The 21,134-nt window shown below is 63.1% G+C and carries 15 protein-coding genes; 6 read left to right on the top strand and 9 right to left on the bottom strand.

Going from position 1 to position 21,134, the window contains the following annotated elements:
* The 3 genes from L0G76_RS06355 to katG all read left to right on the top strand — a co-directional run.
* Nucleotides 1–1,064, top strand: a 1,064-nt coding sequence (locus tag L0G76_RS06355) for an IS110 family RNA-guided transposase (RefSeq protein WP_304356476.1), incomplete at its 5' end; no start/stop codon positions are given.
* 244 nt (nucleotides 1,065–1,308) lie between these two features.
* A complete protein-coding gene (locus L0G76_RS06350) occupies nucleotides 1,309–1,785 on the top strand; it encodes a Fur family transcriptional regulator (RefSeq protein WP_304356475.1) in 477 nt (158 codons plus the stop codon).
* Nucleotides 1,786–1,862: 77 nt separating this feature from the next.
* The gene (gene katG, locus L0G76_RS06345) at nucleotides 1,863–4,073 is read left to right on the top strand and encodes a catalase/peroxidase HPI (RefSeq protein ID WP_304356474.1); all 2,211 of its coding nucleotides are present in this window, start codon (nucleotides 1,863–1,865) and stop codon (nucleotides 4,071–4,073) included.
* Nucleotides 4,074–4,142: 69 nt separating this feature from the next.
* Here katG and L0G76_RS06340 read toward each other — a convergent pair whose 3' ends face one another.
* The gene (locus L0G76_RS06340; protein WP_304356473.1) at nucleotides 4,143–4,760 is read right to left on the bottom strand and encodes a glycosyltransferase; all 618 of its coding nucleotides are present in this window, start codon (nucleotides 4,758–4,760) and stop codon (nucleotides 4,143–4,145) included.
* Nucleotides 4,761–4,879: 119 nt separating this feature from the next.
* Between L0G76_RS06340 and L0G76_RS06335 the strand changes: the two genes are divergently transcribed.
* On the top strand, nucleotides 4,880–5,566 hold the full coding sequence (locus L0G76_RS06335; protein ID WP_304356472.1) for a DUF1707 SHOCT-like domain-containing protein: 687 nt from the start codon (nucleotides 4,880–4,882) through the stop codon (nucleotides 5,564–5,566).
* Nucleotides 5,563–6,588 (top strand): ATP-dependent 6-phosphofructokinase, encoded by a 1,026-nt coding sequence (locus tag L0G76_RS06330; protein WP_304356471.1) that lies wholly within the window; start codon nucleotides 5,563–5,565, stop codon nucleotides 6,586–6,588. Before L0G76_RS06335 ends, L0G76_RS06330 begins: the two co-directional genes overlap by 4 nt.
* A gap of 311 nt (nucleotides 6,589–6,899) precedes the next feature.
* Here L0G76_RS06330 and L0G76_RS06325 read toward each other — a convergent pair whose 3' ends face one another.
* The 3 genes from L0G76_RS06325 to L0G76_RS06315 form a co-directional block, all read right to left on the bottom strand.
* Complete coding sequence (locus L0G76_RS06325) at nucleotides 6,900–10,772, bottom strand: DNA-directed RNA polymerase subunit beta' (protein WP_304356470.1); 3,873 nt, start codon at nucleotides 10,770–10,772, stop codon at nucleotides 6,900–6,902.
* A gap of 68 nt (nucleotides 10,773–10,840) precedes the next feature.
* Nucleotides 10,841–14,320, bottom strand: coding sequence for a DNA-directed RNA polymerase subunit beta (gene rpoB / locus L0G76_RS06320; protein WP_304356469.1), 3,480 nt, complete (start codon nucleotides 14,318–14,320; stop codon nucleotides 10,841–10,843).
* A gap of 196 nt (nucleotides 14,321–14,516) precedes the next feature.
* Nucleotides 14,517–15,575 carry a GNAT family N-acetyltransferase gene (locus tag L0G76_RS06315; RefSeq protein ID WP_304356468.1) on the bottom strand — a complete coding sequence of 353 codons (1,059 nt, stop codon included), beginning with the start codon at nucleotides 15,573–15,575 and terminating at the stop codon, nucleotides 14,517–14,519.
* 24 nt (nucleotides 15,576–15,599) lie between these two features.
* On the opposite strand from L0G76_RS06315, the gene L0G76_RS06310 reads away from it, so the two are divergent.
* On the top strand, nucleotides 15,600–16,412 hold the full coding sequence (locus tag L0G76_RS06310) for an MBL fold metallo-hydrolase (RefSeq protein WP_304356467.1): 813 nt from the start codon (nucleotides 15,600–15,602) through the stop codon (nucleotides 16,410–16,412).
* Here the strand turns inward: L0G76_RS06310 and L0G76_RS06305 are convergent.
* From L0G76_RS06305 to rplJ, 5 genes are all read right to left on the bottom strand, one after another.
* Nucleotides 16,384–17,541 carry a hypothetical protein gene (locus L0G76_RS06305; protein WP_304356466.1) on the bottom strand — a complete coding sequence of 386 codons (1,158 nt, stop codon included), beginning with the start codon at nucleotides 17,539–17,541 and terminating at the stop codon, nucleotides 16,384–16,386. The genes L0G76_RS06310 and L0G76_RS06305 overlap by 29 nt on opposite strands.
* The gene (locus L0G76_RS06300) at nucleotides 17,538–18,329 is read right to left on the bottom strand and encodes a hypothetical protein (protein ID WP_304356465.1); all 792 of its coding nucleotides are present in this window, start codon (nucleotides 18,327–18,329) and stop codon (nucleotides 17,538–17,540) included. The genes L0G76_RS06305 and L0G76_RS06300 overlap by 4 nt, the downstream gene beginning before the upstream one ends.
* Nucleotides 18,326–19,561 carry a hypothetical protein gene (locus L0G76_RS06295; RefSeq protein WP_304356464.1) on the bottom strand — a complete coding sequence of 412 codons (1,236 nt, stop codon included), beginning with the start codon at nucleotides 19,559–19,561 and terminating at the stop codon, nucleotides 18,326–18,328. The genes L0G76_RS06300 and L0G76_RS06295 overlap by 4 nt, the downstream gene beginning before the upstream one ends.
* 152 nt (nucleotides 19,562–19,713) lie before the next feature.
* Nucleotides 19,714–20,097 carry a 50S ribosomal protein L7/L12 gene (gene rplL / locus L0G76_RS06290; RefSeq protein ID WP_304356463.1) on the bottom strand — a complete coding sequence of 128 codons (384 nt, stop codon included), beginning with the start codon at nucleotides 20,095–20,097 and terminating at the stop codon, nucleotides 19,714–19,716.
* Between the two features lie 57 nt (nucleotides 20,098–20,154).
* Nucleotides 20,155–20,688 carry a 50S ribosomal protein L10 gene (gene rplJ / locus L0G76_RS06285; RefSeq protein ID WP_092103063.1) on the bottom strand — a complete coding sequence of 178 codons (534 nt, stop codon included), beginning with the start codon at nucleotides 20,686–20,688 and terminating at the stop codon, nucleotides 20,155–20,157.
* Between the last annotated feature and the right edge of the window lie 446 nt (nucleotides 20,689–21,134).

Genomic DNA, 21,134 nt, shown 5'->3' with positions numbered 1-21,134 from the left:
CCCTGATCACCCGACTGCGTAAGCACGGGCAGTTGCTCGTCGTCGTTGACCAGCCCGCCACGATCGGGGCCCTGCCGGTGGCGGTGGCTCAAGCCGAGGCAATCCCGGTTGCCTACCTGCCGGGGTTGGCGATGCGTCGCATCGCCGACTTACACCCTGGTGAGGCGAAGACCGATGCCAGGGATGCCGCGATCATCGCCGAGGCCGCCCGGACCATGCCCCACACTCTGCGGGGCATCCGGATTGCCGATGAGAACGTCGCCGAACTGTCGATGCTGTGCGGCTACGACGATGACCTGGCCAAGCAGGCCACGGCGACATCGAATCGGATCCGCGGCCTGCTGACCCAGATCCACCCCGGATTAGAGACCGCCATCGGCCCGCACCTGGACCACCCAGCGATGCTGGCGCTACTGGCGAAGTACCCGACGCCCAAGGCCCTGCGGCACGCCGGCAAACACCGAGTCGAGACTCTCCTGCGCAAGCAGGCACCGCGGGCCTGGAAACGGTGGGCGGCAGCGATCTTCACCGCCTTAGACGGGCAGACGGTCGTGGTGTCGGGCACCGACGCGGCCGGGCTCGTGCTGCCGCAGTTGGCAACTTCATTGGCGAAGACACGCACGTCACGGGACGAAGTGCTGGTACGCATCGAACAGCTGGTCCAGGCGCATCCGCTTTTCGGGCTCCTGACGTCGATGCCGGCAGTCGGCGTCAGGACGACGGCGAGGATCCTGACCGAGGTGGTGGGTAAGGACTTCGAGTCTGCCGGACACCTGGCATCGTATGCCGGCCTGGCGCCGGTGACGTGGCGGTCGGGGACATCGATTCGGGGTGATCACTCGTCGCGGCGGGGTAACAAGATCCTCAAACGGGCCCTGTTTTTGTCGGCCTTCGCGGCGTTGAAGGACCCATTGTCGAGGGCGTATTACGACAAGAAGCGTGCCGAGCATAAGAAGCACAATCAGGCGTTGATCGCGTTGGCACGAAGGCGATGCAACGTGCTGTACGCGATGTTGCGCGATGGCGCCTACTTCCACGCACCCGAGGTGGCCACCGCTGCCTGAACCGTGTCGAAGCGAAGTGCCTGATCAGTCCGGGAGACAGTTCCCGGACAGATCACCCCTGCCCCTCGACCCCGACCGAATTTTCTAGAGAAACCTGACCTTTACCCCTTGACGAAAAACATAGGGGCACCCCCCGCGCAGGCAATCTCCGCGGACCGAAGCACGACGCCGATGACGGCCAAGGCTCGTGCACGCGCCCATCCCCTTCCTTGACTCATTCAAGAAAAGGCGGCAAGCTATAGCCGTGGCTGAGAACAAGCATGGACACGAATCGGATCCGACCGCAGCATTGCGGAACAGCTCCCTTCGCGTGACGAAACAGAGGGTCGCGGTACTCGAGGCCGTGTGCGATCACCAGCACGCAGACACAGAGACCGTCATCCACGCTGTTCGAGAGACCCTCCCCGAGGTGTCGCATCAGGCTGTCTACGACTCGCTGCATACACTCACCGAGGTCGGACTCGTGCGGTGCATTCAGCCGTCCGGGTCCGTCGCCCGATATGAAAGGCGCATCGGGGACAACCATCACCACCTCGTCTGCCGGTCCTGCAGCCTCATCGTCGATATCGATTGCACGGTCGGACAGGCCCCCTGTCTGACCCCATCGCACGACGCGGGATTCGTCATCGAGCAGGCCGAGGTGACCTTCTGGGGCCTGTGTCCTGACTGTGCTGAGTCTGCAGCGCCTTCGGGCAGCACCGAACCCGCCTCGGCGGTCTGAGCCGATCCATCCTTTGATAAGGCCACCGCCTTGTCTTCAACCGAGCCCTCACCGGACTCGACTGTGAAAGGAACACAATGACCGAAACATCGACCACCGGCGGCTGCCCAGTCGCCCACTCGACTGCGTCTGCGGCATCGGCCCCGGATGCCGACGCGCTGGCCCGTCCCAGCCAGGGCGACGCCAATACCCATTGGTGGCCCAACCGCCTCAACCTCAAGATCCTGGCCAAGAATCAGCCGGCCCGCGACCCCATGGACGAGGGATTCGACTACGACGCCGAGTTCGCCAGCCTCGACTACTACGCGCTCAAGGCCGACATCGAAGAGCTCCAGAAGACGAACGCTGACTGGTGGTCGGCCGACTTCGGGCACTACGGTCCTTTCATGATCCGCATGGCCTGGCACTCCGCCGGCACCTACCGCGTCCAGGACGGACGCGGCGGAGGAGGCGAGGGACAGCAGCGGTTCGCCCCGTTGAACTCCTGGCCCGACAACGTCGGCCTCGACAAGGCTCGTCGACTGCTCTGGCCGGTCAAGAAGAAGTACGGCAAGAAGATCTCCTGGGCCGACCTGTTCATCCTCGCCGGAAACGTGGGATTGGAGTCCATGGGCTTCAAGACCTTCGGCTACGCCGGTGGCCGCAAGGACGTGTGGGAACCTGACAATGACGTCTACTGGGGTTCGGAGACCGAATGGCTGGGCACCGACAAGCGCTATGTGGGCAACCGCGAACTGCAGAAGCCACTGGCCGCAACGACCATGGGCCTCATCTACGTCAACCCCGAGGGCCCGGAAGGCAAGCCGGATCCGCTGGCAGCGGCGATCGACATCCGCGAAACCTTCGCCCGGATGGCCATGGACGACGAGGAGACAGTTGCCCTCATCGCCGGCGGACACACCTTCGGCAAGACCCACGGTGCAGCACCCGAGTCCCACAAGGGCGGAGACCCGGAAGCCGCCCCGATCGAAGAGCAGGGACTGGGCTGGAGCAGCGACTTCGGCACGGGTCAGGGCAATGACACCGTCGGCAGCGGCATCGAGGTCACCTGGACCTACCACCCGACCCGCTGGGACAACGAGTTCTTCCACATTCTCTTCGCCTACGAGTGGGAGGTCTTCGAAAACGACGGCGGGCACCTGCAGTGGCGCCCAGTCGACGGCGGTGGAGACGACATGGTCCCCATGGCACAGGGTGACGGCCGCCGCGAGCCCCGTATGCTCACGACCGACCTGTCCCTGCGCTTCGACCCCATCTACGGCGAGATCTCGCGTCGCTTCAAGGATGATCAGAAGGCCTTCGAAGATGCCTTCGCCCGTGCCTGGTTCAAACTCACCCACCGTGACATGGGCCCGGCTACGCGCTACCTCGGACCCGAGGTTCCCACCGAAGAGCTCATCTGGCAGGACCCGGTTCCAGAGGGCACCCCGCTTGACGCGGCCGGCATCGAGGCTGTCAAGGCCGCCGTGCGCGAGTCAGGTCTGTCCGTCTCCCAGCTGGTGTCGACGACGTGGGCCGCAGCCTCCTCGCACCGCCGCTCGGACTTCCGTGGCGGTGTCAACGGCGGACGTCTGCGCCTCGAACCTCAGAAGAACTGGGAGGTCAACGAACCCGCGAAACTGGCCGAGGTCATCACCGTCCTCGAGCGCATCGCGGCTGACACCGGCGCCTCGTTCGCCGATGTTCTGGCGATCGCTGGTGCGGTCGGCATCGAAACTGCGGCGAAGGCTGCCGGACACGATGTCAGCGTTCCGGTGTCCGCCGGTCGCGGAGACGCCACCCAAGAGCAGACTGACGTCAACTCGTTCTCCTTCCTGGAGCCGACTCATGACGGTTTCCGCAATTACCTGACCGAGGGTCTCCCACTGTCGGCAGAGCATCTCCTCCTCGACAGGGCCAGCCTCCTCGGTCTGACTCCTTCGGAGCTGACCGTGCTCATCGGCGGCCTGCGCGTCCTCGGCGCCAACTATGAAGACTCCGACCTGGGCGTCTTCACCGATCGTCCGGGCGAGCTGACGAACGACTTCTTCGTCAACCTGCTCGAACTCGGCAACGTGTGGAAGCCGGTCGGGCCGTCCGAGACCGCCACCGTCTACGAATGCTTCTCCCCTGCCGGAGAGAAGCTGTGGACCGGCAGCCGTATCGATCTGCTCTTCGGGTCGAACTCCGAACTGCGCGCCATCGCCGAGGTGTACGCCTCCGACGATGCCCAGGAGAAGTTCGTCAACGACTTCGTCAAGACCTGGAGCAAGCTCGTCGAAGCAGACCGCTTCGACCTGCACCGCTGAGTGACCTGAGAACGCACGACTGTGCCCCCACCGAATCGGTGGGGGCACAGTCATGTCTGCACCTGGGCATCAGCCGTCGGCGGCGTTGCCTCCGAATTCGTGGATGCGCAGTCCCGCCCATTCGGCTCGGGTGCCCAGCTCGGTGTCGAAGAACCATTCCTTGTCCTCGACTGAGGGCAACAGCATCTTCGCGGCTGTGGCCGACATCGCCTTGAACCCGCATTGGGCGTCGCTGAATCTCACGCCCAAGCTGACTCTCAGCAGACGGTTGCAGCAGCGTGATTTGACCTCGACCATCGGATCCAACGCTCGGATGTCGGTTGCCAGATCCACATCTGTGTAGACCACGACATCGGCATTCGACTCCGAGCACACCGTTGCCAGCGCACGACCACGACCCTGCTGCTCCAGACGGACGCACCGCACCTTGGGATGGTCTTCAACGAGCGCCTCGGCGATGGAGGGGGTGGAGTCGGTGCTGGCATTGTCTGCGATGATGATCGTGACGTGACTGTCCCCTTCGCTCGTGGCCCTGAGCAGCGTTTCGACTGAGGCCGCCAGGGCGGTTTCCTCGTTGTAGACGGGCACGACGAGGTCGACCGTCGTGGGTGTTCGGGTGTCTGCGGTCTGGGTCTGTTGGTGGGCGTGGGGGCCGGCCTGGTCCCAAGGGATGCTGTGCTGTCTCATGCAGACAACAGTTCCGCTCGGGCTTAGGCCCAGCATTGGTCGAAGCTGTGGCCAGCCTGTGGGACTTGTCGATTCCTTCTCTCGCCTGTCGAAGCCTGTCCCCCGCTACACTGGTCACCATGGCCAACGAAGATTCCCCGAACTCGCCCGCGCCACGCATACGTGCCTCAGACAAGGACCGGGATGCGGTTCTCGGCGTCATCGCCGAGGCTGTCAGCAGTGGTCGGCTCGACCCGAACGAAACCGCCGAACGTCAGGACGAGGCGATATCGGCCAAGTACCTCGATGAGCTTCTGCCTCTCATCGTGGATCTTCCCGAAGGCCACGACCTCTATATGTCCCTACAGAGACAGACCGGCGGGGGTACGACCGCAGGCACCACACTCGCTCGCCACAACGGCCCTACGCCTTTGGCGCCGGTGGCCGAACCCGGCTCCGGGGAACCGATGAACTCCGTCGCGATCATGTCGGGCCGCGAGCTCGATGTCCCCGCAGGAACCTCGGACATCACCACCTACGCGCTGATGGGCGGCGACAACGTCGACCTCTGCGACGTCATGGGCCCCGGAGTGACAGTCTCGCTGACGTCGTATTCGATGTGGGCCGGCCACGACATCTATGTCCCCCCGGGAGTGCGAGTCCGCGACGACACGATCAACATCATGGCCGGCAATGAGATCCGTGGATCCGCCAAAGGCGACGGCTCCAACGGGACGCTGATTCTCAAGGGAGTTTCCCTCATGGCAGGCCACGACGTGCATTTGGCCAAAGGGTACCGAGCAAAGGATCAGGGGCAATTGGAATGAAGATAGGTGTACTGACCTCCGGCGGGGACTGCCCCGGACTCAACGCGGTCATCCGCGGAATCGTCCGCAAGGGCATCCGCTCCCACGACGATACGTTCGTCGGGATCCGCGACGGGTGGCGCGGCCTGCTCGAAGATGACGTGTTCGACATGTCGATGCTCGACGTTCGTGGACTCTCCGGCCGAGGTGGCACCATCCTCGGCACGTCCCGCACCCATCCCTATGAGGGCGGCGGACCGGATCGGATGCGCGAGGTCATGGCCTCCCACGGCATCGATGCGATCATAGCGATCGGCGGCGAAGGCACGCTGGCCGGTGCCTCGCGACTCGTGGCCGAGGAGGGGCTCAACATCATCGGCGTCCCGAAGACCATCGACAATGATCTCAGCGGCACCGACTACACCTTCGGCTTCGACTCCGCCCAGGCCATCGCCACCGAGGCGATCGACCGTCTCAGGACCACGGCGGAATCCCATCATCGGTGCATGGTCATCGAGGTCATGGGCCGCAACGTCGGTTGGATCGCCCTGCATGCCGGAATGGCCGGTGGTGCCCACGCGATCCTCATGCCCGAGTTCCCGGTCTCCTTCGACCAGATCGAGGAATGGGTGACATCGGCCAGGGACCGCGGCCGCGCTCCCATCGTCGTCGTGGCCGAAGGCTTCATCCCGGAGGGGCTCGACGAACAGGTCGCAGACCGCGGTGTCGACAACAAAGGACGGACCCGCCTAGGCGGAATCGCAGACTTCCTGGCTCCGAAGATCGAGGAGATCACCGGAATCGAATCCCGTGCCACCATCCTCGGGCACCTGCAGCGAGGCGGCTCCCCCACCGCCTACGACCGTGTCCTGTCGACGCGGCTCGGAATGGCCGCGGCGGATCTGGCGCAGAGTGGCGACTGGGGCAAAATGGCCAGCCTCAAGGGCACCGAGATCCACTCGGTCGACATGGCCTCCGCCGTCGACCGCCTCAAATCCGTCCCTCTTCAGCGCTGGGAAGAGGCTCAGGTCCTCTTCGGCTAGACGCACACGGGCACCTCCTTCCTGGTCTGCCATCGACAACGAGGCAGCCGCCGCGCAGTGCAAATACGCGTCGCAAACGGGGCCGCCGACTAAGACGCGGCCGCAGACGCGCTCCACAGGAGCGGCCGCAGGCAAACGGTCGGTGCCATAGTCCGAGGGACTTCTGCGGCCATGTGTTTGCGCCTGAAATCGCGCAAGCTGCGGGTGAATGACGAAGAGGGGCACTCACCGAATGGTGAGTGCCCCTCTTACGATGCCTGTCGGCTCAGCCGGATGGCTCAGCGGCAGGGCGTCGACTCAGACGTCGCGCTTCAGCTGAAGGCGCCGTAGTCGTAGTCCTCCAGCGGGATGGCGGATCCGGAATCGGACCCGATGCCTGCATAGAAGTCGCCGTAGCTGTTCGTGAACATCTCGGCCTTCGCCTCTTCGGTCGGCTCCACCACGATGTCGCGGTGTGTCTGCAGGCCGGTGCCCGCAGGGATGAGCTTACCGAGGATGACGTTCTCCTTGAGACCCATCAGGCTGTCCGACTTGCCTTCCATGGCGGCCTCGGTGAGGACGCGTGTCGTCTCCTGGAAGGACGCGGCCGACAGCCACGAATCGGTGGCCAAGGACGCCTTCGTGATGCCCATGAGTTCGTCACGAGCAGATGCCGGCTGGCCGCCTTCGGCAACCACACGGCGGTTCTCGCCCTGGTAGCGCCCACGGTCAACCAGCTCGCCGGGCAGCAGGTTGGTGTCGCCCGACTCGATCACGGTCACGCGACGCAGCATCTGCCGGACGATGACCTCGATGTGCTTGTCGTGGATGCCCACGCCCTGCGAGCGGTACACCTTCTGCACCTGCTCGACGAGGAAGCGCTCGGCCTCACGACGACCACGAATGCGCAGCACCTGCTTCGGATCGACAGCACCGACGACCAGCTGTTCGCCGGCCTTGACGTTCTGCCCGTCCTCGACGAGGAGACGGGCACGCTTGGAGACTGCGTGCTCGATCTCGTCGCCGCCGTCGTCGGGGGTGATGACGACGAAGCGGGTCTTGCGGCTGTCATCGACCTTGGCACGTCCGGTCGCCTCGGCGATGGGAGCGAAGCCCTTCGGTGTGCGAGCTTCGAAGAGCTCGGTCACACGCGGCAGACCCTGGGTGATGTCACCCGAGGACGCCGCCGCACCACCCGTGTGGAAGGTACGCATGGTGAGCTGGGTTCCCGGCTCACCGATCGACTGGGCAGCGACGGTGCCGATGGCTTCGCCGATGTCGACGAGCTTTCCGGTGGCCATCGAGCGGCCGTAGTGCATGGCCGAGATCTCCGTATCGGAATCAGCGGTGAGCACGGAGTGAACCTTGAGCTCCTCGATCCCGGCAGCGACCAGCGTATCGATCGTCTCTGCGGTCACGTCGGTCTTGCCCGGCACGATGACATTGCCATCGGCGTCGGAGACGTCTGAGACTGTGAGTCGCCCGTACAGGGTCGTCTCTGCATACTCGTGCGGCACGAGCTTGCCCTCGTGGTCGCGCTCGGCCGCAGGCAGGGTGATGCCCTTGTTCGAGTCGGCTTCAGCAGTGCGGACGATGACGTCCTGCGACACGTCGACGAGGCGACGGGTCAGGTAACCGGAGTCAGCGGTACGCAGAGCGGTATCGGCCAGACCCTTACGAGCACCGTGCGAGGCGATGAAGTACTCCAGCACCGACAGTCCCTCACGGTAGTTCGAGACGATCGGACGGGGGATGATCTCACCCTTCGGGTTCGTCACCAGTCCACGCATACCGGCCAGCTGACGGACCTGCATCCAGTTACCGGATGCGCCGGACTCCACCAGACGCAGAACCGAGTTCTCCTCCGGGAAGTTCGTCCGCATGACCTGGTCGACCTTCTCGGTCGTCTCGGTCCACAGCTTGACCAGTTCGTTGCGGCGTTCGTCATCGGTGAGCGCACCGAGTTCGTACTGCTGCTGAACCTTCGTGTCGAAGGCCTCGGCGTTGTCGAGGATCTCCGTCTTGGCTTCGGGTGAGACCACATCGGACATCGAGATGGTGATGCCCGACCGGGTCGCCCAGTAGAAGCCGCCGGCCTTGAAGTTGTCCAGCGTCTGCGCGACATCGACCTTGGGGTATTCCTCAGCCAGGTAGTTGATGATGCGGCTGAGTGCCTTCTTGTCGATCGTGGAGTTCATGAACGAGTAGTCGGCAGGCAGGTAATCGTTGAACTGTGCACGACCAAGTGTGGTCTCCACATCCAGCGGATCGCCGGCTTCCCACCCCTCGGGAACCTCGAGATCGTCGCCGGGGACGACGTTATCAAGACGGATCGTGATGACCGAACCGAGGTCCAGCTCGCCCCGGTCGAAGGCCATGATGGCTTCGCCGAGACCGGTGAAGGAACGTCCCTCGCCGGCCAGCCCCTTGCGCACGGAAGTCAGGTGGTAGAGACCGATGATCATGTCCTGTGAGGGCATGGTCACGGGCTTGCCGTCCGAAGGCTTGAGGATGTTGTTAGCCGAGAGCATGAGCACACGTGCCTCTGCCTGGGCCTCGGGGCTCAGCGGCAGGTGCACGGCCATCTGGTCACCATCGAAGTCGGCGTTGAACGCCGAGCAGACGAGGGGGTGCAGCTGGATGGCCTTACCCTCGATGAGCTGCGGTTCGAACGCCTGGATGCCCAGGCGGTGCAGGGTCGGTGCACGGTTGAGCAGCACCGGGTGTTCGGTGATGACCTCTTCGAGCACGTCCCACACCTGAGGGTGCTGACGCTCGACCATGCGCTTGGCCGACTTGATGTTCTGTGCATGGTTGAGATCGACCAGGCGCTTCATCACGAAGGGCTTGAACAGTTCCAGAGCCATGGTCTTGGGCAGACCACACTGGTGCAGGTGCAGCTGCGGACCGACGACGATGACCGAACGGCCCGAGTAGTCCACACGCTTGCCCAGGAGGTTCTGACGGAAACGTCCCTGCTTGCCCTTGAGCATGTCCGACAGTGACTTCAGCGGGCGGTTGCCCGGTCCGGTCACAGGACGGCCGCGACGGCCGTTGTCGAACAGTGAGTCCACGGCTTCCTGCAGCATCCGCTTCTCGTTGTTGACGATGATCTCGGGAGCACCGAGGTCCAGCAGACGCTTGAGGCGGTTGTTGCGGTTGATCACACGACGGTAGAGGTCGTTGAGGTCAGACGTGGCGAAGCGTCCACCGTCGAGCTGCACCATCGGGCGCAGTTCGGGCGGCACCACAGGAACAACATCGAGGACCATGCCCTCGGGGTTGTTGTCAGTGGTCAGGAACGCGTTGACGACCTTGAGACGCTTCAGGGCGCGGGTCTTGCGCTGGCCCTTGCCTGTGGCGATCAGTTCACGCAGCTTCTCGGATTCGGCATCGAGGTCGAACTCGAGCAGACGCTTCTGGATCGCCTCGGCGCCCATGGCGCCTGTGAAGTACAGGCCGAAGCGGTGGAACATCTCGCGGTACAGGCCCTCATCGCCCTCGAGGTCGTTGACCTTGAGGTTCTTGAACCGATCCCACACCTGCTCAAGGCGGTCGACCTCACGGTCGGCGTTCTTGCGCAGCTTGTCCATTTCCTTCTCGGCGACATCGCGCAGCTTCTTCTTGGCCGGGGCGGAACCGCCGTCGGCCTCGAGTGCTGCCAGGTCTTCTTCGAGCTTCTTGGCGCGACGATCGATGTCGGCGTCACGGCGGGTGCCGATCTGCTGCTTCTCGATGTCGATCTTGTTCTGCAGGCTGGGCAGATCACGGTGGCGGGAGTCCTCATCCACCGTGGTGATCATGTAGGCGGCGAAGTAGATGACCTTCTCGAGGTCCTTCGGCGCCAGGTCCAGCAGGTAGCCCAAGCGTGAGGGAACACCCTTGAAGTACCAGATGTGAGTGACAGGTGCGGCCAGCTCGATGTGTCCCATGCGCTCACGGCGAACCTTCGCACGGGTCACCTCGACGCCGCAGCGCTCGCAGATGATGCCCTTGAAGCGGACGCGCTTGTACTTGCCGCAGGCGCACTCCCAGTCACGAGTGGGTCCGAAGATCTTCTCGCAGAAGAGTCCGTCCTTCTCGGGCTTGAGTGTGCGGTAGTTGATGGTCTCAGGCTTTTTCACCTCACCGTGTGACCAGCCGCGGATGGATTCCGCAGTGGCAAGACCGATACGTAGCTCATCAAAGAAATTGACGTCAGGCACGTAAATCCTCTTTCCTGGCGATGAACATCTCGTTCATCGCGAAGTTGTGTCGGTTGAAGTGGAAGTCCTCAGACTTCTTCTACGGTCTGGGCTTCGCGGCGAGACAGGTCGATGCCCAGCTCTTCAGCTGCACGGTAGACCTCGTCTTCGCCGTCACGCATCTCAACCTCGGCTCCGTCCGACGACAGAACTTCGACGTTGAGGCACAGGGACTGCATCTCCTTGATGAGGACCTTGAACGACTCGGGGATTCCCGGATCGGGCAGGTTCTCGCCCTTGACGATGGCTTCGTAGACCTTGACGCGGCCTGGGATGTCATCGGACTTGATCGTCAGCAGTTCCTGCAGCGTGTAGGCCGCACCGTAGGCCTCGAGGGCCCACACTTCCATCTCACCGAAGCGCTGACCGCCGAACTGCGCCTTACCACCGAGCGGCTGCTGGGTGATCATCGAGTACGGGCCGGTCGAACGCGCGTGGATCTTGTCGTCGACGAGGTGGTGGAGCTTGAGCATGTACATGTAGCCGACAGCGATCGGGTACGGGAACGGTTCGCCGGAGCGACCGTCGAACAGCTGGGCCTTGCCCGAGGAATCGATGAGTCGATCCCCATCGCGGTTGGGAGTCGTCGAATCCAGCAGTCCGCGCAGCTCCTGCTCGTGTGCACCGTCGAAGACCGGAGTCGCCAGGTTGGTTCCGGCTTCGGCTTCGCGGGCAGCGGAGGGAAGGTCGGCTGCCCACTCGGGGCTGCCTTCGATCTTCCAACCCTGCTTCGAAATCCATCCGAGGTGGACTTCGAAGACCTGTCCGATGTTCATACGGCGGGGAACACCGTGCGGGTTGAGGATGATGTCGACGGGGGTTCCGTCGGACAGGAACGGCATGTCCTCAACGGGCAGGATGGTCGAGATGACACCCTTGTTGCCGTGACGACCGGCCATCTTGTCACCGATGGTGATCTTACGGCGCTGGGCGACGTAGACGCGGACCATCTGGTTGACGCCCGGCGAGAGCTCGTCGTCGTCCTCACGGTCGAAGACCCGGACGCCGATGACGGTGCCGATCTCACCGTGGGGCACCCGCAGCGAGGTGTCGCGGACTTCGCGGGACTTCTCTCCGAAGATCGCGCGCAGCAGGCGCTCTTCCGGAGTCAGCTCGGTCTCACCCTTCGGGGTGACCTTGCCGACGAGGATGTCGCCATCGGTGACCTCGGCGCCGATGCGGATGATTCCGCGATCGTCGAGGTCGGCCAGGGCATCCGGCGAGATGTTCGGAATGTCGCGGGTGATCTCTTCGGCACCGAGCTTGGTGTCGCGAGCATCGACCTCGTGCTCCTCGATGTGGATCGAGGACAGAACGTCGTCCTGAACGAGACGCTGGGAGAGGATGATCGCATCCTCGAAGTTGTAGCCTTCCCAGGACATGAATGCCACGAGAAGGTTCTTGCCCAGAGCCATCTCACCGTTCTCGGTCGACGGTCCGTCGGCCAGGACTGTGCCCGACTCGACGCGATCGCCTTCGTCGACGATGATGCGCTGGTTGTACGAGGTTCCGTGGTTGGAACGCTTGAACTTCGAGGCACGGTAGGTCTGCATCGTGCCGTCGTCAGCCAGCACGGTGACGAAGTCGGCGGACACCTCGGTGATGACGCCTGGGCGATCGGCGGTGATGACATCGCCGGCGTCGACAGCGGCACGGTACTCCATGCCGGTTCCCACGACCGGGGACTCCGACATCACCAGCGGCACGGCCTGACGCTGCATGTTCGCACCCATGAGGGCACGGTTCGCGTCATCGTGCTCAAGGAACGGAATCAGCGCAGACGCGACTGAGACCATCTGACGCGCGGAGACGTCCATGAAGTCAATCGTGTCGTCCTGAACCAGCTCGGCTTCACCGCCGCCGCCCTTAGGACGTGCGAGGACTTCGACTTCGGCGAAGCGCTGCTCTTCGGTCAACGGGGCGTTGGCCTGCGCGATGTTGAACTCGAGCTCATCATCGGCGGTCAGGTACTCGGTCTCGTCGGTGACGACACCGTCGACGACCTTGCGGTACGGCGTCTCGATGAATCCGAACGGGTTGATGCGGGCGTAGGAGGCCAGCGAACCGATGAGGCCGATGTTCGGGCCTTCGGGAGTCTCGATCGGGCACATACGTCCGTAGTGCGAGGGGTGGACGTCACGGACTTCCATGGCGGCACGGTCACGTGAGAGACCGCCCGGGCCCAGAGCGGACAGGCGGCGCTTGTGGGTCAGACCCGCGAGCGGGTTGTTCTGATCCATGAACTGCGAGAGCTGCGAGGTGCCGAAGAACTCCTTGATCGCAGCCACCACGGGGCGGATGTTGATCAGGGTCTGAGGTGTGATCGCTTCGACGTCCTGAGTGGTCATGCGCTCACGAACGACGCGCTCCATGCGAGACAGACCCGTGCGGACCTGGTTCTCGATGAGTTCGCCGACCGCGCGGATGCGACGGTTGCCGAAGTGGTCGATGTCGTCGAGCTTGACGTTGAGCTCGATGTTCTCGCCGTCACGGACGCCCTTGGCGGTGTCCACGCCTGCGTGCAGGGACACGAGGTAGCGGATAGTCGCGACCACATCATCGGTCGACAGGACCGAGTCGCTCAGCGGTGCATCGACTCCCAGCTTGCGGTTGACCTTGTAGCGGCCGACCTTGGCCAGGTCGTAGCGCTTGGGGTTGAAGTACAGGTTGTTGAGCAGGTTGCGTGCCGCTTCAGCGGTCGCAGGCTCTGCCGGGCGCAGCTTCTTGTAGATGTCGAGCAGCGCTTCGTCCTGAGTGCTGACCGTGTCCTTGGCCATGGTCTCGCGGATCGATTCGAACTCGCCGAACTCTTCGAGGATCTTCGCTTCCGACCAGCCGAGGGCCTTGAGCAGAACCGTCACGGACTGCTTGCGCTTGCGGTCGAGGCGAACGCCGACCTGGTCGCGCTTGTCGACCTCGAACTCCAGCCATGCACCACGGGAGGGGATGATCTTCGCGGTGAAGATGTCCTTATCGGTGGTCTTGTCGACGCTGGACTCGAAGTAGGCGCCGGGCGAACGCACGAGCTGTGAGACGACCACGCGCTCGGTGCCGTTGACGATGAACGTGCCTTTGTCGGTCATCAGCGGGAAATCACCCATGAAGACCGTCTGGCTCTTGATCTCGCCGGTGTTGTTGTTCATGAATTCGGCGGTCACATACAGTGGCGCCGAATAGGTCATGTCGCGTTCCTTGCACTCATCGATGGAGTACTTGGCAGCTTCGAACCGGTGCTCCCGGAACGACAGCGACATCGATCCACCGAAGTCCTCGATCGGTGAGATCTCTTCGAAGATGTCTTCGAGTCCCGATGTGGTGGCGACGGAATCGTCTCCGATTTCGATGGCCTCAGCAACGCGGTCCTGCCACGTTTCCGAGCCGATGAGCCAATCGAAGCTGTCTGTCTGCAGACCGAGCAGATCGGGAACCTCGAGCGGTTCGCGAATCTTCGCGAAGGAGATTCTCTTGGGGGCGTTAGCGGTCCTGGTGTTATCGTTGGCGGCGGCCAATGGGATCCTTCCGAGTGCTTCACCAATTGATAGGTCGACTGCCCACCCGAAGTCACATCGCCGACCGCTGGAGTGTCAGATTTCGACACCGGGCGACAACGTGGTTCACTTGAGTGGAAATGAGGTGCCCCCCGCTATATGAAGGCACGCCACAGGCAGATCAACGCAAATATCAAGCCTATAGCAATCGGTCAAGTCATGCAAGACGCTTTTTCCACAGACCGACCCAGGCCCACGTTGCGAATCCCGCCCGGTCGTTGATGGCCAGCATCCACGAGTTCTCCACCGCATTCCACGTGTAGATCCGCTCCACCTGAGTGGACTCCCCCACCGCCTGATGGTTGGCGACCTTCAACGCCGCTCCGAGTCCGTGGCCGCGGTGGTCTCGCACCACGAGAGTCGACCCCTGCCAGCCCACCGCCGGGCGATCGTCGAAGTGGGCGACCTCGGTGAAGCCGGCAGGGGCCTCCCCCTTGAGAGCCAGCGCCGTTCCGAGCTGTTCCCGACCCTCGGCCCGTTTCGCGTCGAGCGCGCGCACTCGTGCGGCATCCCACTTCTCTTCCTCACCGAACTCTTCGGCACCGGGAGTGTCCGTCGACATCCGCTGGTGCAGGAGGGCGACCTGGTCGAGCCGGTGTTCGGGAGTCGGCCCGGTCCAGGTCTCGATCGTGTAGCCGGCATCGAGGTCACGGGCGGGCAGCTTCGCAGCCGTCGCGGTCTTCGCCACCGAGCACCGTTCGAGCTGTTTGAATGCGAAGCCGTGCCGGATCAGGAACGCCACGTCCGGCTGCGCAACGGGCAGGCTGCCCGCTCCGGATTCTGCCGCCAGGTGGGCACTGCGCAGGTCGGCGTCGCGAGCCGCCGGCGGAATCTCGCAATAGCTGGTCAGTTGGGTGCGCCCCTGTGCCGCCAAGTTTGCTTCCATCGCCGCGAGCAGTTCGCTTCCCAGCCCCTGCCCGCGCAGCTCGGGGTGGACCGAGCACCAGACGTCGGCGACATCGAGGTTGTCCTGCAATGTCAGATAGGCGATGCCCTTGGCCACAATGGCCCCGCCGAGGCGACCGATCCACGTCTGATGCGTGACGTAGCCGTTGTCCGACAGCAGTTGCTGCCGCACCTCGTCTGACCGGGGATCGAAATCGGCACCGAGTCCCGAAGCCCGGTTGATGAGGGTGGCGAAGTCGACCGCCTCGGCGAGGATCTCGTCGATGTCAGCGGCGCTGCGGGATCCGGCGGGGATGTCAGTGATCTCCATGAGCGGACATTCTAGACTGCACCCATGGTCAATGTCAGTGTTCTCTCTCAGAATCCGGCCGCGGTCAACTGCGGAATCATCACCGGATCCCACCGCAGCCTCATCGTCGATTCGGGTCCCGGACCCAGCGCAGCGGACCGATTGGTCCGCAGAGCCCAGCAGCTGAGCGTCGAAGTGACCGGCCGCGCCAATCCCATCGATGCCGTCGTCACCCACGACCACTGGGACCATTTCTTCGGCAACGCGACACTGGTCGCGGCAGGTGTCGAGACCTTCCACGTTTCCGAATCGTTCGCCCGAGATCAGGAGGCGACCGCGTGGATCGCCCTCGACGCCGTCCGCACTGCGCCCGAGACAGCAGAATTCGCATCCGAGCTCCCCGAAGACCCGAGCTCGCTCTTCGTCGACGTCTCCCCCGTCGATGCGCCAGGGACAGATTCGATCATCGACCTTGGCGACTGCCGCGTCGAGTTCCATGCTCTGGGCGGTCACTCCACGGCGGACCTCGTCGTGCGCCTGATCGATGCCGGCGTCGTGTTCACCGGTGACCTCGTCGAAGAAGGCGATCCCCCGCAGGCGGGCAACGACGCCTCACTGAGCGAATGGGTGGCCAGCCTCCGGACCCTGCTGTCGTTCTCCGAGGCCACCGTGTTCGTGCCCGGACACGGAGTGCCCGTGGACCGGGACTTCCTCGAACGTCAGCTTGGAGACATCGATGGGCTGCGGATGAATCAGGCCGACGCCGAGGTGGCTCTGCCCGCCCGTGCCATGCCCGGTGACCATGACCGGAGGCTCCCCCGCGAGCAGGTTATCTGCCCTGCCGATGGAGTGCAGTGACGAGGTCCGAACCGATGGCGCCGAAAAGCGTCTGCGCCCAGACACTCGTGCCTTCGACATAGGGGCGGTCACCGTCGAAGATCCACTGCAGCTGGTTGTCTGCGCGCAGGTCCCGCAGGCAGGAGCCGCACACGGGCACGCGGACGTTCGTCGAGTTCGCTCCGACCCGCGTCCGTGCCTGGGCCTCACCGTGCAGAGGGTTGATCGTGCACAGGCTCTCGGGGAGCGCGCTCCCGGAACGGGAACCGCGCTTCTTCTGCCAGCCCGGTCCCACCTCGGCGATCTCCCGTCCTGCCTGTCGCAGGAGCACCATCGCCCCGGCCAGATCGATGCGCTCCGAGCTCTCGTCATCGACGATCCGCCGAGCGATCTGATAGGCATCGAGGCCACGTTCGACCTGCTCGGCGTCCTCTGTTCTCAGGTTCTGCGTCTGCAGGCTCTCGATCTGCTCGGCGAGCTGCGTCGTGTCGGCGTTGATGGTCTCCCGCAGTGACTTCCGCTGCAGGGAATCGACGCGGTTCAGCAGCCGGTCTGGCAACTGGAACTGCTTCTGTGCCCGGGTCGCCTCGCGACGCTGTCGCAGCGATCGAGTGAACCAGATTCCGGCGATGACGAGCGCGAGGATGAGCACCGCCCCACCGAGGAACATCGGAGCGAAGGACCCCGCGCCGTCAACGGTCTGAACCTCGCTGCCGGGCGCCTCCTGCCCGGTGACGGCTTCCTCCTGCTTGTATTCCTGCGGCTGCGCATAGAGGTCGAGGAGGATATTGAGCTTCGTCGTCGACGGCGAGCTGTGGTTCCACTCATCGCGGGCAACTGACATCTGGTCCATCACCTGCATCTGCAAGTCGTGATCGTCCTCGAAGTTCACATCGACGGCGAGCTGAGACTCACCGTTGATCATGATGAACGAACCTTGACCTCCGTTGAACACCTTGATCTGCTCCAGAAGATCTCGGTTCAGGGAGTGCTCATCGACTGCGATGACATAGACGTCATAGTCCAATCCCTGCGCCGTCTCCCGGGCCTGGTCGATGAGATCCGCGTTGAGTGACCCCTCGAGCGCCCCATCGATGTGGAACGGGTCGTCCTTGAGTGCCTCGGCAATCTGCTGTGCATCAGTCCTCACGTGTTCTGCTTCCTCTTCTTGATCGCTCTCCAACTCAGGACGCCCCCGATTCCCAAGCCACCGCCGACGATGAGACCGAGCGCAGCGCCCCCGACCGCTGCGCCACTCGAGTAGGCCAGCGTGTTCGGATCGGTGGAGGTGTCCTCATCGACGACGATCGGCTGCCCCTCATCGTCGAGACTTCGCGAGAGGTTGGACTGCACGTCTTCGACTTCTGCTGCTTTGAGCGCTCGCACATAGGCCAGTGCGACGGCAGAATCATCATCGTCGAAGTCGGTGTCTGCGGCTGAGAGAGATATCCGCCGAACGGCTCCCTTGTCGGCAATACCTTCGGCGCCAACGCCCCCGACAACGACCACCGTGGCACGCTCGTCGGGCAGCTCCTCGGCGATCCGGGCAGCGAGAAGGTCTGCTTGTCCATCAGCATCATCGACCTGCGAGGCGACCAGGATCGCGACATAGATCGGCATGTCGAGGCCCCTGACCTCGTCCCGGATCGTCGCCAGGTTCTCAGCATCGACTTCGAATGCCTGATAGGGATCGATATAGACCGGATCGGACTGCAGGGACTCTGCGATCGTCTGGTAACGGCTCCGGTCGTAGTCCGGATCGTATCGACCCTCGATGCGATCGAGATAGATCGAGTCGACCGTGATCGTGTCGCCCTTCTCGGCGACGATGCGGGCGTCCCTGGCTTCGTCGAATTCGGAGAAGCTGTAGATCGCCGAACCGGTTGCCACGGCACCGAAGATGACGATTGCCGCGCCGAATTTCCCTACCGGGTTCACCTTCGCCCTCCCGTCACAGACGTCGACGGTGAGCCCAGCGATTCCAGCACGGAGTCTTCGAGCGGCTGGAAGCTGCCGAAGCCGGACAGCGCGTACATATCGGAGCGGTGATAGTAGGGAACGGGCTTCTTCGAACCAGGTCGTTTGGGCACCATGAGACATTCCGGCTCATGCCCGGCGTTGACTTCTCGGCGACAGTGATCGCACATGTCGACCATGAGCGTGGTTCCGTCCTGCTTGAGGGCGAACGTCTCGATCTTGTTCCGATGGCGGGGGAAGAGAAAGCAGAATCGAGGCGCCTCCGGGCCGGCCTTGCTCGATCCGCGCAGCCGAGCACGAACCCATTTGTGCGTGGTCAGCAGGTTCTCGACACCGAAGCGATGCGAGAAGTCGACGCTCTCGGCCCAATCGGGATGAGCCTCGATGAGCGAACTGATCGACTGCTGCACTCGACGGCCGCGGTCGTAGAGCGCCCACATCTCCTCGGTGGGGTCTTCCGGCTCGGGAAGCGGTTCGAGCGCACTGACCACGCGCTCCCGCAGCTGCTGCGTCCGTACAGGATCGGGCTTCGTCGTCAGCGAGTTCCGCCAGGAGTACTTCGCCCGGCGGCGCAACACCCAGACGCTCAGTCCCAGGGCAGCAGCGGCCGTCGCTGAGAAGACGAGGACGTCCGGGTTGCCGTTGTCCAGCCCGGTGGCCTCGATGTAGTCCTCGCTGGGATCGCCGGCATCACGGGTATCGAAGTCCGGAGGTGCCGGAGGCTCGGTTCCGTTCGCTGCCGCAATGAGAATCTGCAGCTGATACGGCACCGCCAGTTCGACCGGCAGAAAGTCGCCGCTGGTCGACCTGGCGAGAAAGTCCGATCCCGGAGGTATCGCAGGTCCGTTCGCATCGACTAAGTAGGCGTAGGACCGGGCGGCGTCATCTGCCTGACTGAAGAGGACGATGGTCTGCTCTTCGCCGTTGTCTTTATGCATCGAATATGCCAGATCAGAACAGAAGCGCGACCATGCGGCCTCCTCCGAGTTCGGCAGGGGCGGCATAATCGCGATGTAATGCGCAATGCCCGACTTCTCGACTTGTTCCGAAGCGTGTTCGACCGCTGTCTTCTGACTGTCAGTGAGGCCTGGAGCAATGACCGGATCGATGTACAGTGGATCGCTCTGCCAGGCGTCTCGGAGCGCGGAACTCAGCCTCTTCAGCAGCGTGGTCGCGGTGGTACTGTCAGTCACCACTCAAGAATAGGGCAGGGCACTCTCAGCCTGGTATCTCAGCATGTTGCGGTCTTGTAACATCGCCGACTCGAACAGTGAATGCGAAGAACCCCACAGCATCGGCTGTGGGGTTCTTCGATGCGGCAGCAGTCAGACTGCTGCCGGCGAAATCACTTGAGGGTGACGGTTGCGCCCGCGCCCTCGAGAGTTTCCTTGGCCTTGTCGGCGACGTCCTGGGACACGCCTTCGAGGACGGCCTTGGGTGCGCCGTCGACGAGGTCCTTGGCTTCCTTGAGTCCGAGGGAGGTGAGCCCACGAACTTCCTTGATGACAGGAACCTTCTTCTCGCCGGCCGATTCGAGGATAACGTCGAATTCGGTCTGCTCTTCGGCGGGCTCTTCTGCGCCGGCGGCAGGAGCAGCGGCAACTGCGGCAGCAGGTGCAGCAGCTTCAACTTCGAAGACCTCTTCGAACTTCTTGACGAAGTCCGAGAGTTCGATCAGGGTGAGCTCTTTGAAACCTTCGATGAGCTCTTCGGGGGTGAGCTTAGCCATGGTGGCCAGTCCTTCCTTTGGTGGTCACGTTGAGCGACCGGGTTTATGGGGTGATGCTCAGTCGTTCGAAGCAGGCGCGTTGTCCTGCTCCTCGCGGAGAGCGTCGACAGTGCGCACGGCCTTGACCATCGGAGCGGTGAACAGGTAAGCCGCCTGGTGGAGGCTTGCCTTCATTGCACCAGCTGCCTTTGAAAGCAGCACTTCGCGAGGTTCGAGGTCGGCGAGTTTGTTGACATCCTCAGCACTGAGGACGGCACCATCCCAGTGGCCGCCCTTCAATACGAGCTGAGAATTCGCCTTGGCAAAGTTACGCAGTGCCTTGGCAGCCTCAGGTGGTTCACCGTTGACGAATGCGATCGCGGTGGGTCCGTTGAGGAACTCATCGAGATCGTTGATTCCGGCTTCTTTGGCTGCAATAGCAGTGAGCGTATTCTTTACCACGGCGTAGCTGACGTTCTCACCGAGTGAAACGCGCAGATCTTGCATCTGCGCAACGGTGAGACCGCGGTACTCGGTCAGCAACACAGCGTCGGAGTTCTCAAACTGCTGTTTGATCTCCTCTACTGCGGCTGCCTTGTCTGGCCTCGCCATGGTAGTTCCTTTCGTACAGTCGCCGATCGTGTCCCAACACCAAAAAAGCGCTCCACGCAGGCATGCGTGAAACGCTTCGGATGATGAGATCATAGGACCTCATCGGAAGAATCTCGTGCTCACCTGCGCAGGTCACTCCAGTGGAGTCTTCGTTTTGCGGGCAACAGAACTCGATTGCGAATCCTGTTGATTCCGAAAAGACCGACGGTCTTGGGTACTTGAAGTCTATCGAAGGTCCGCGCGGCAAGTCCAATCGACCGCAGAGATGCTGGACACATCGCTCGCTCTGCCGATCTCACCCTCTGCGGATCTCGACCTCTACGACAAGCCTGGCAACATTGCGGGCGCTGAGCAACCTGCAGAGACGGTTGTGAACGGCCCGGAGGGGGGGGGGGGCCGAAGGTGGGAGGTTTTTATGAAGGCACCGGCCGCGGCGGTTGGCGGGG

Source organism: Brevibacterium picturae, assembly GCF_030453725.1.
Taxonomy (GTDB): Bacteria; Actinomycetota; Actinomycetes; order Actinomycetales; family Brevibacteriaceae; genus Brevibacterium; species Brevibacterium sandarakinum_A.
This window is presented reverse-complemented; position numbering and strand designations above follow the sequence as displayed.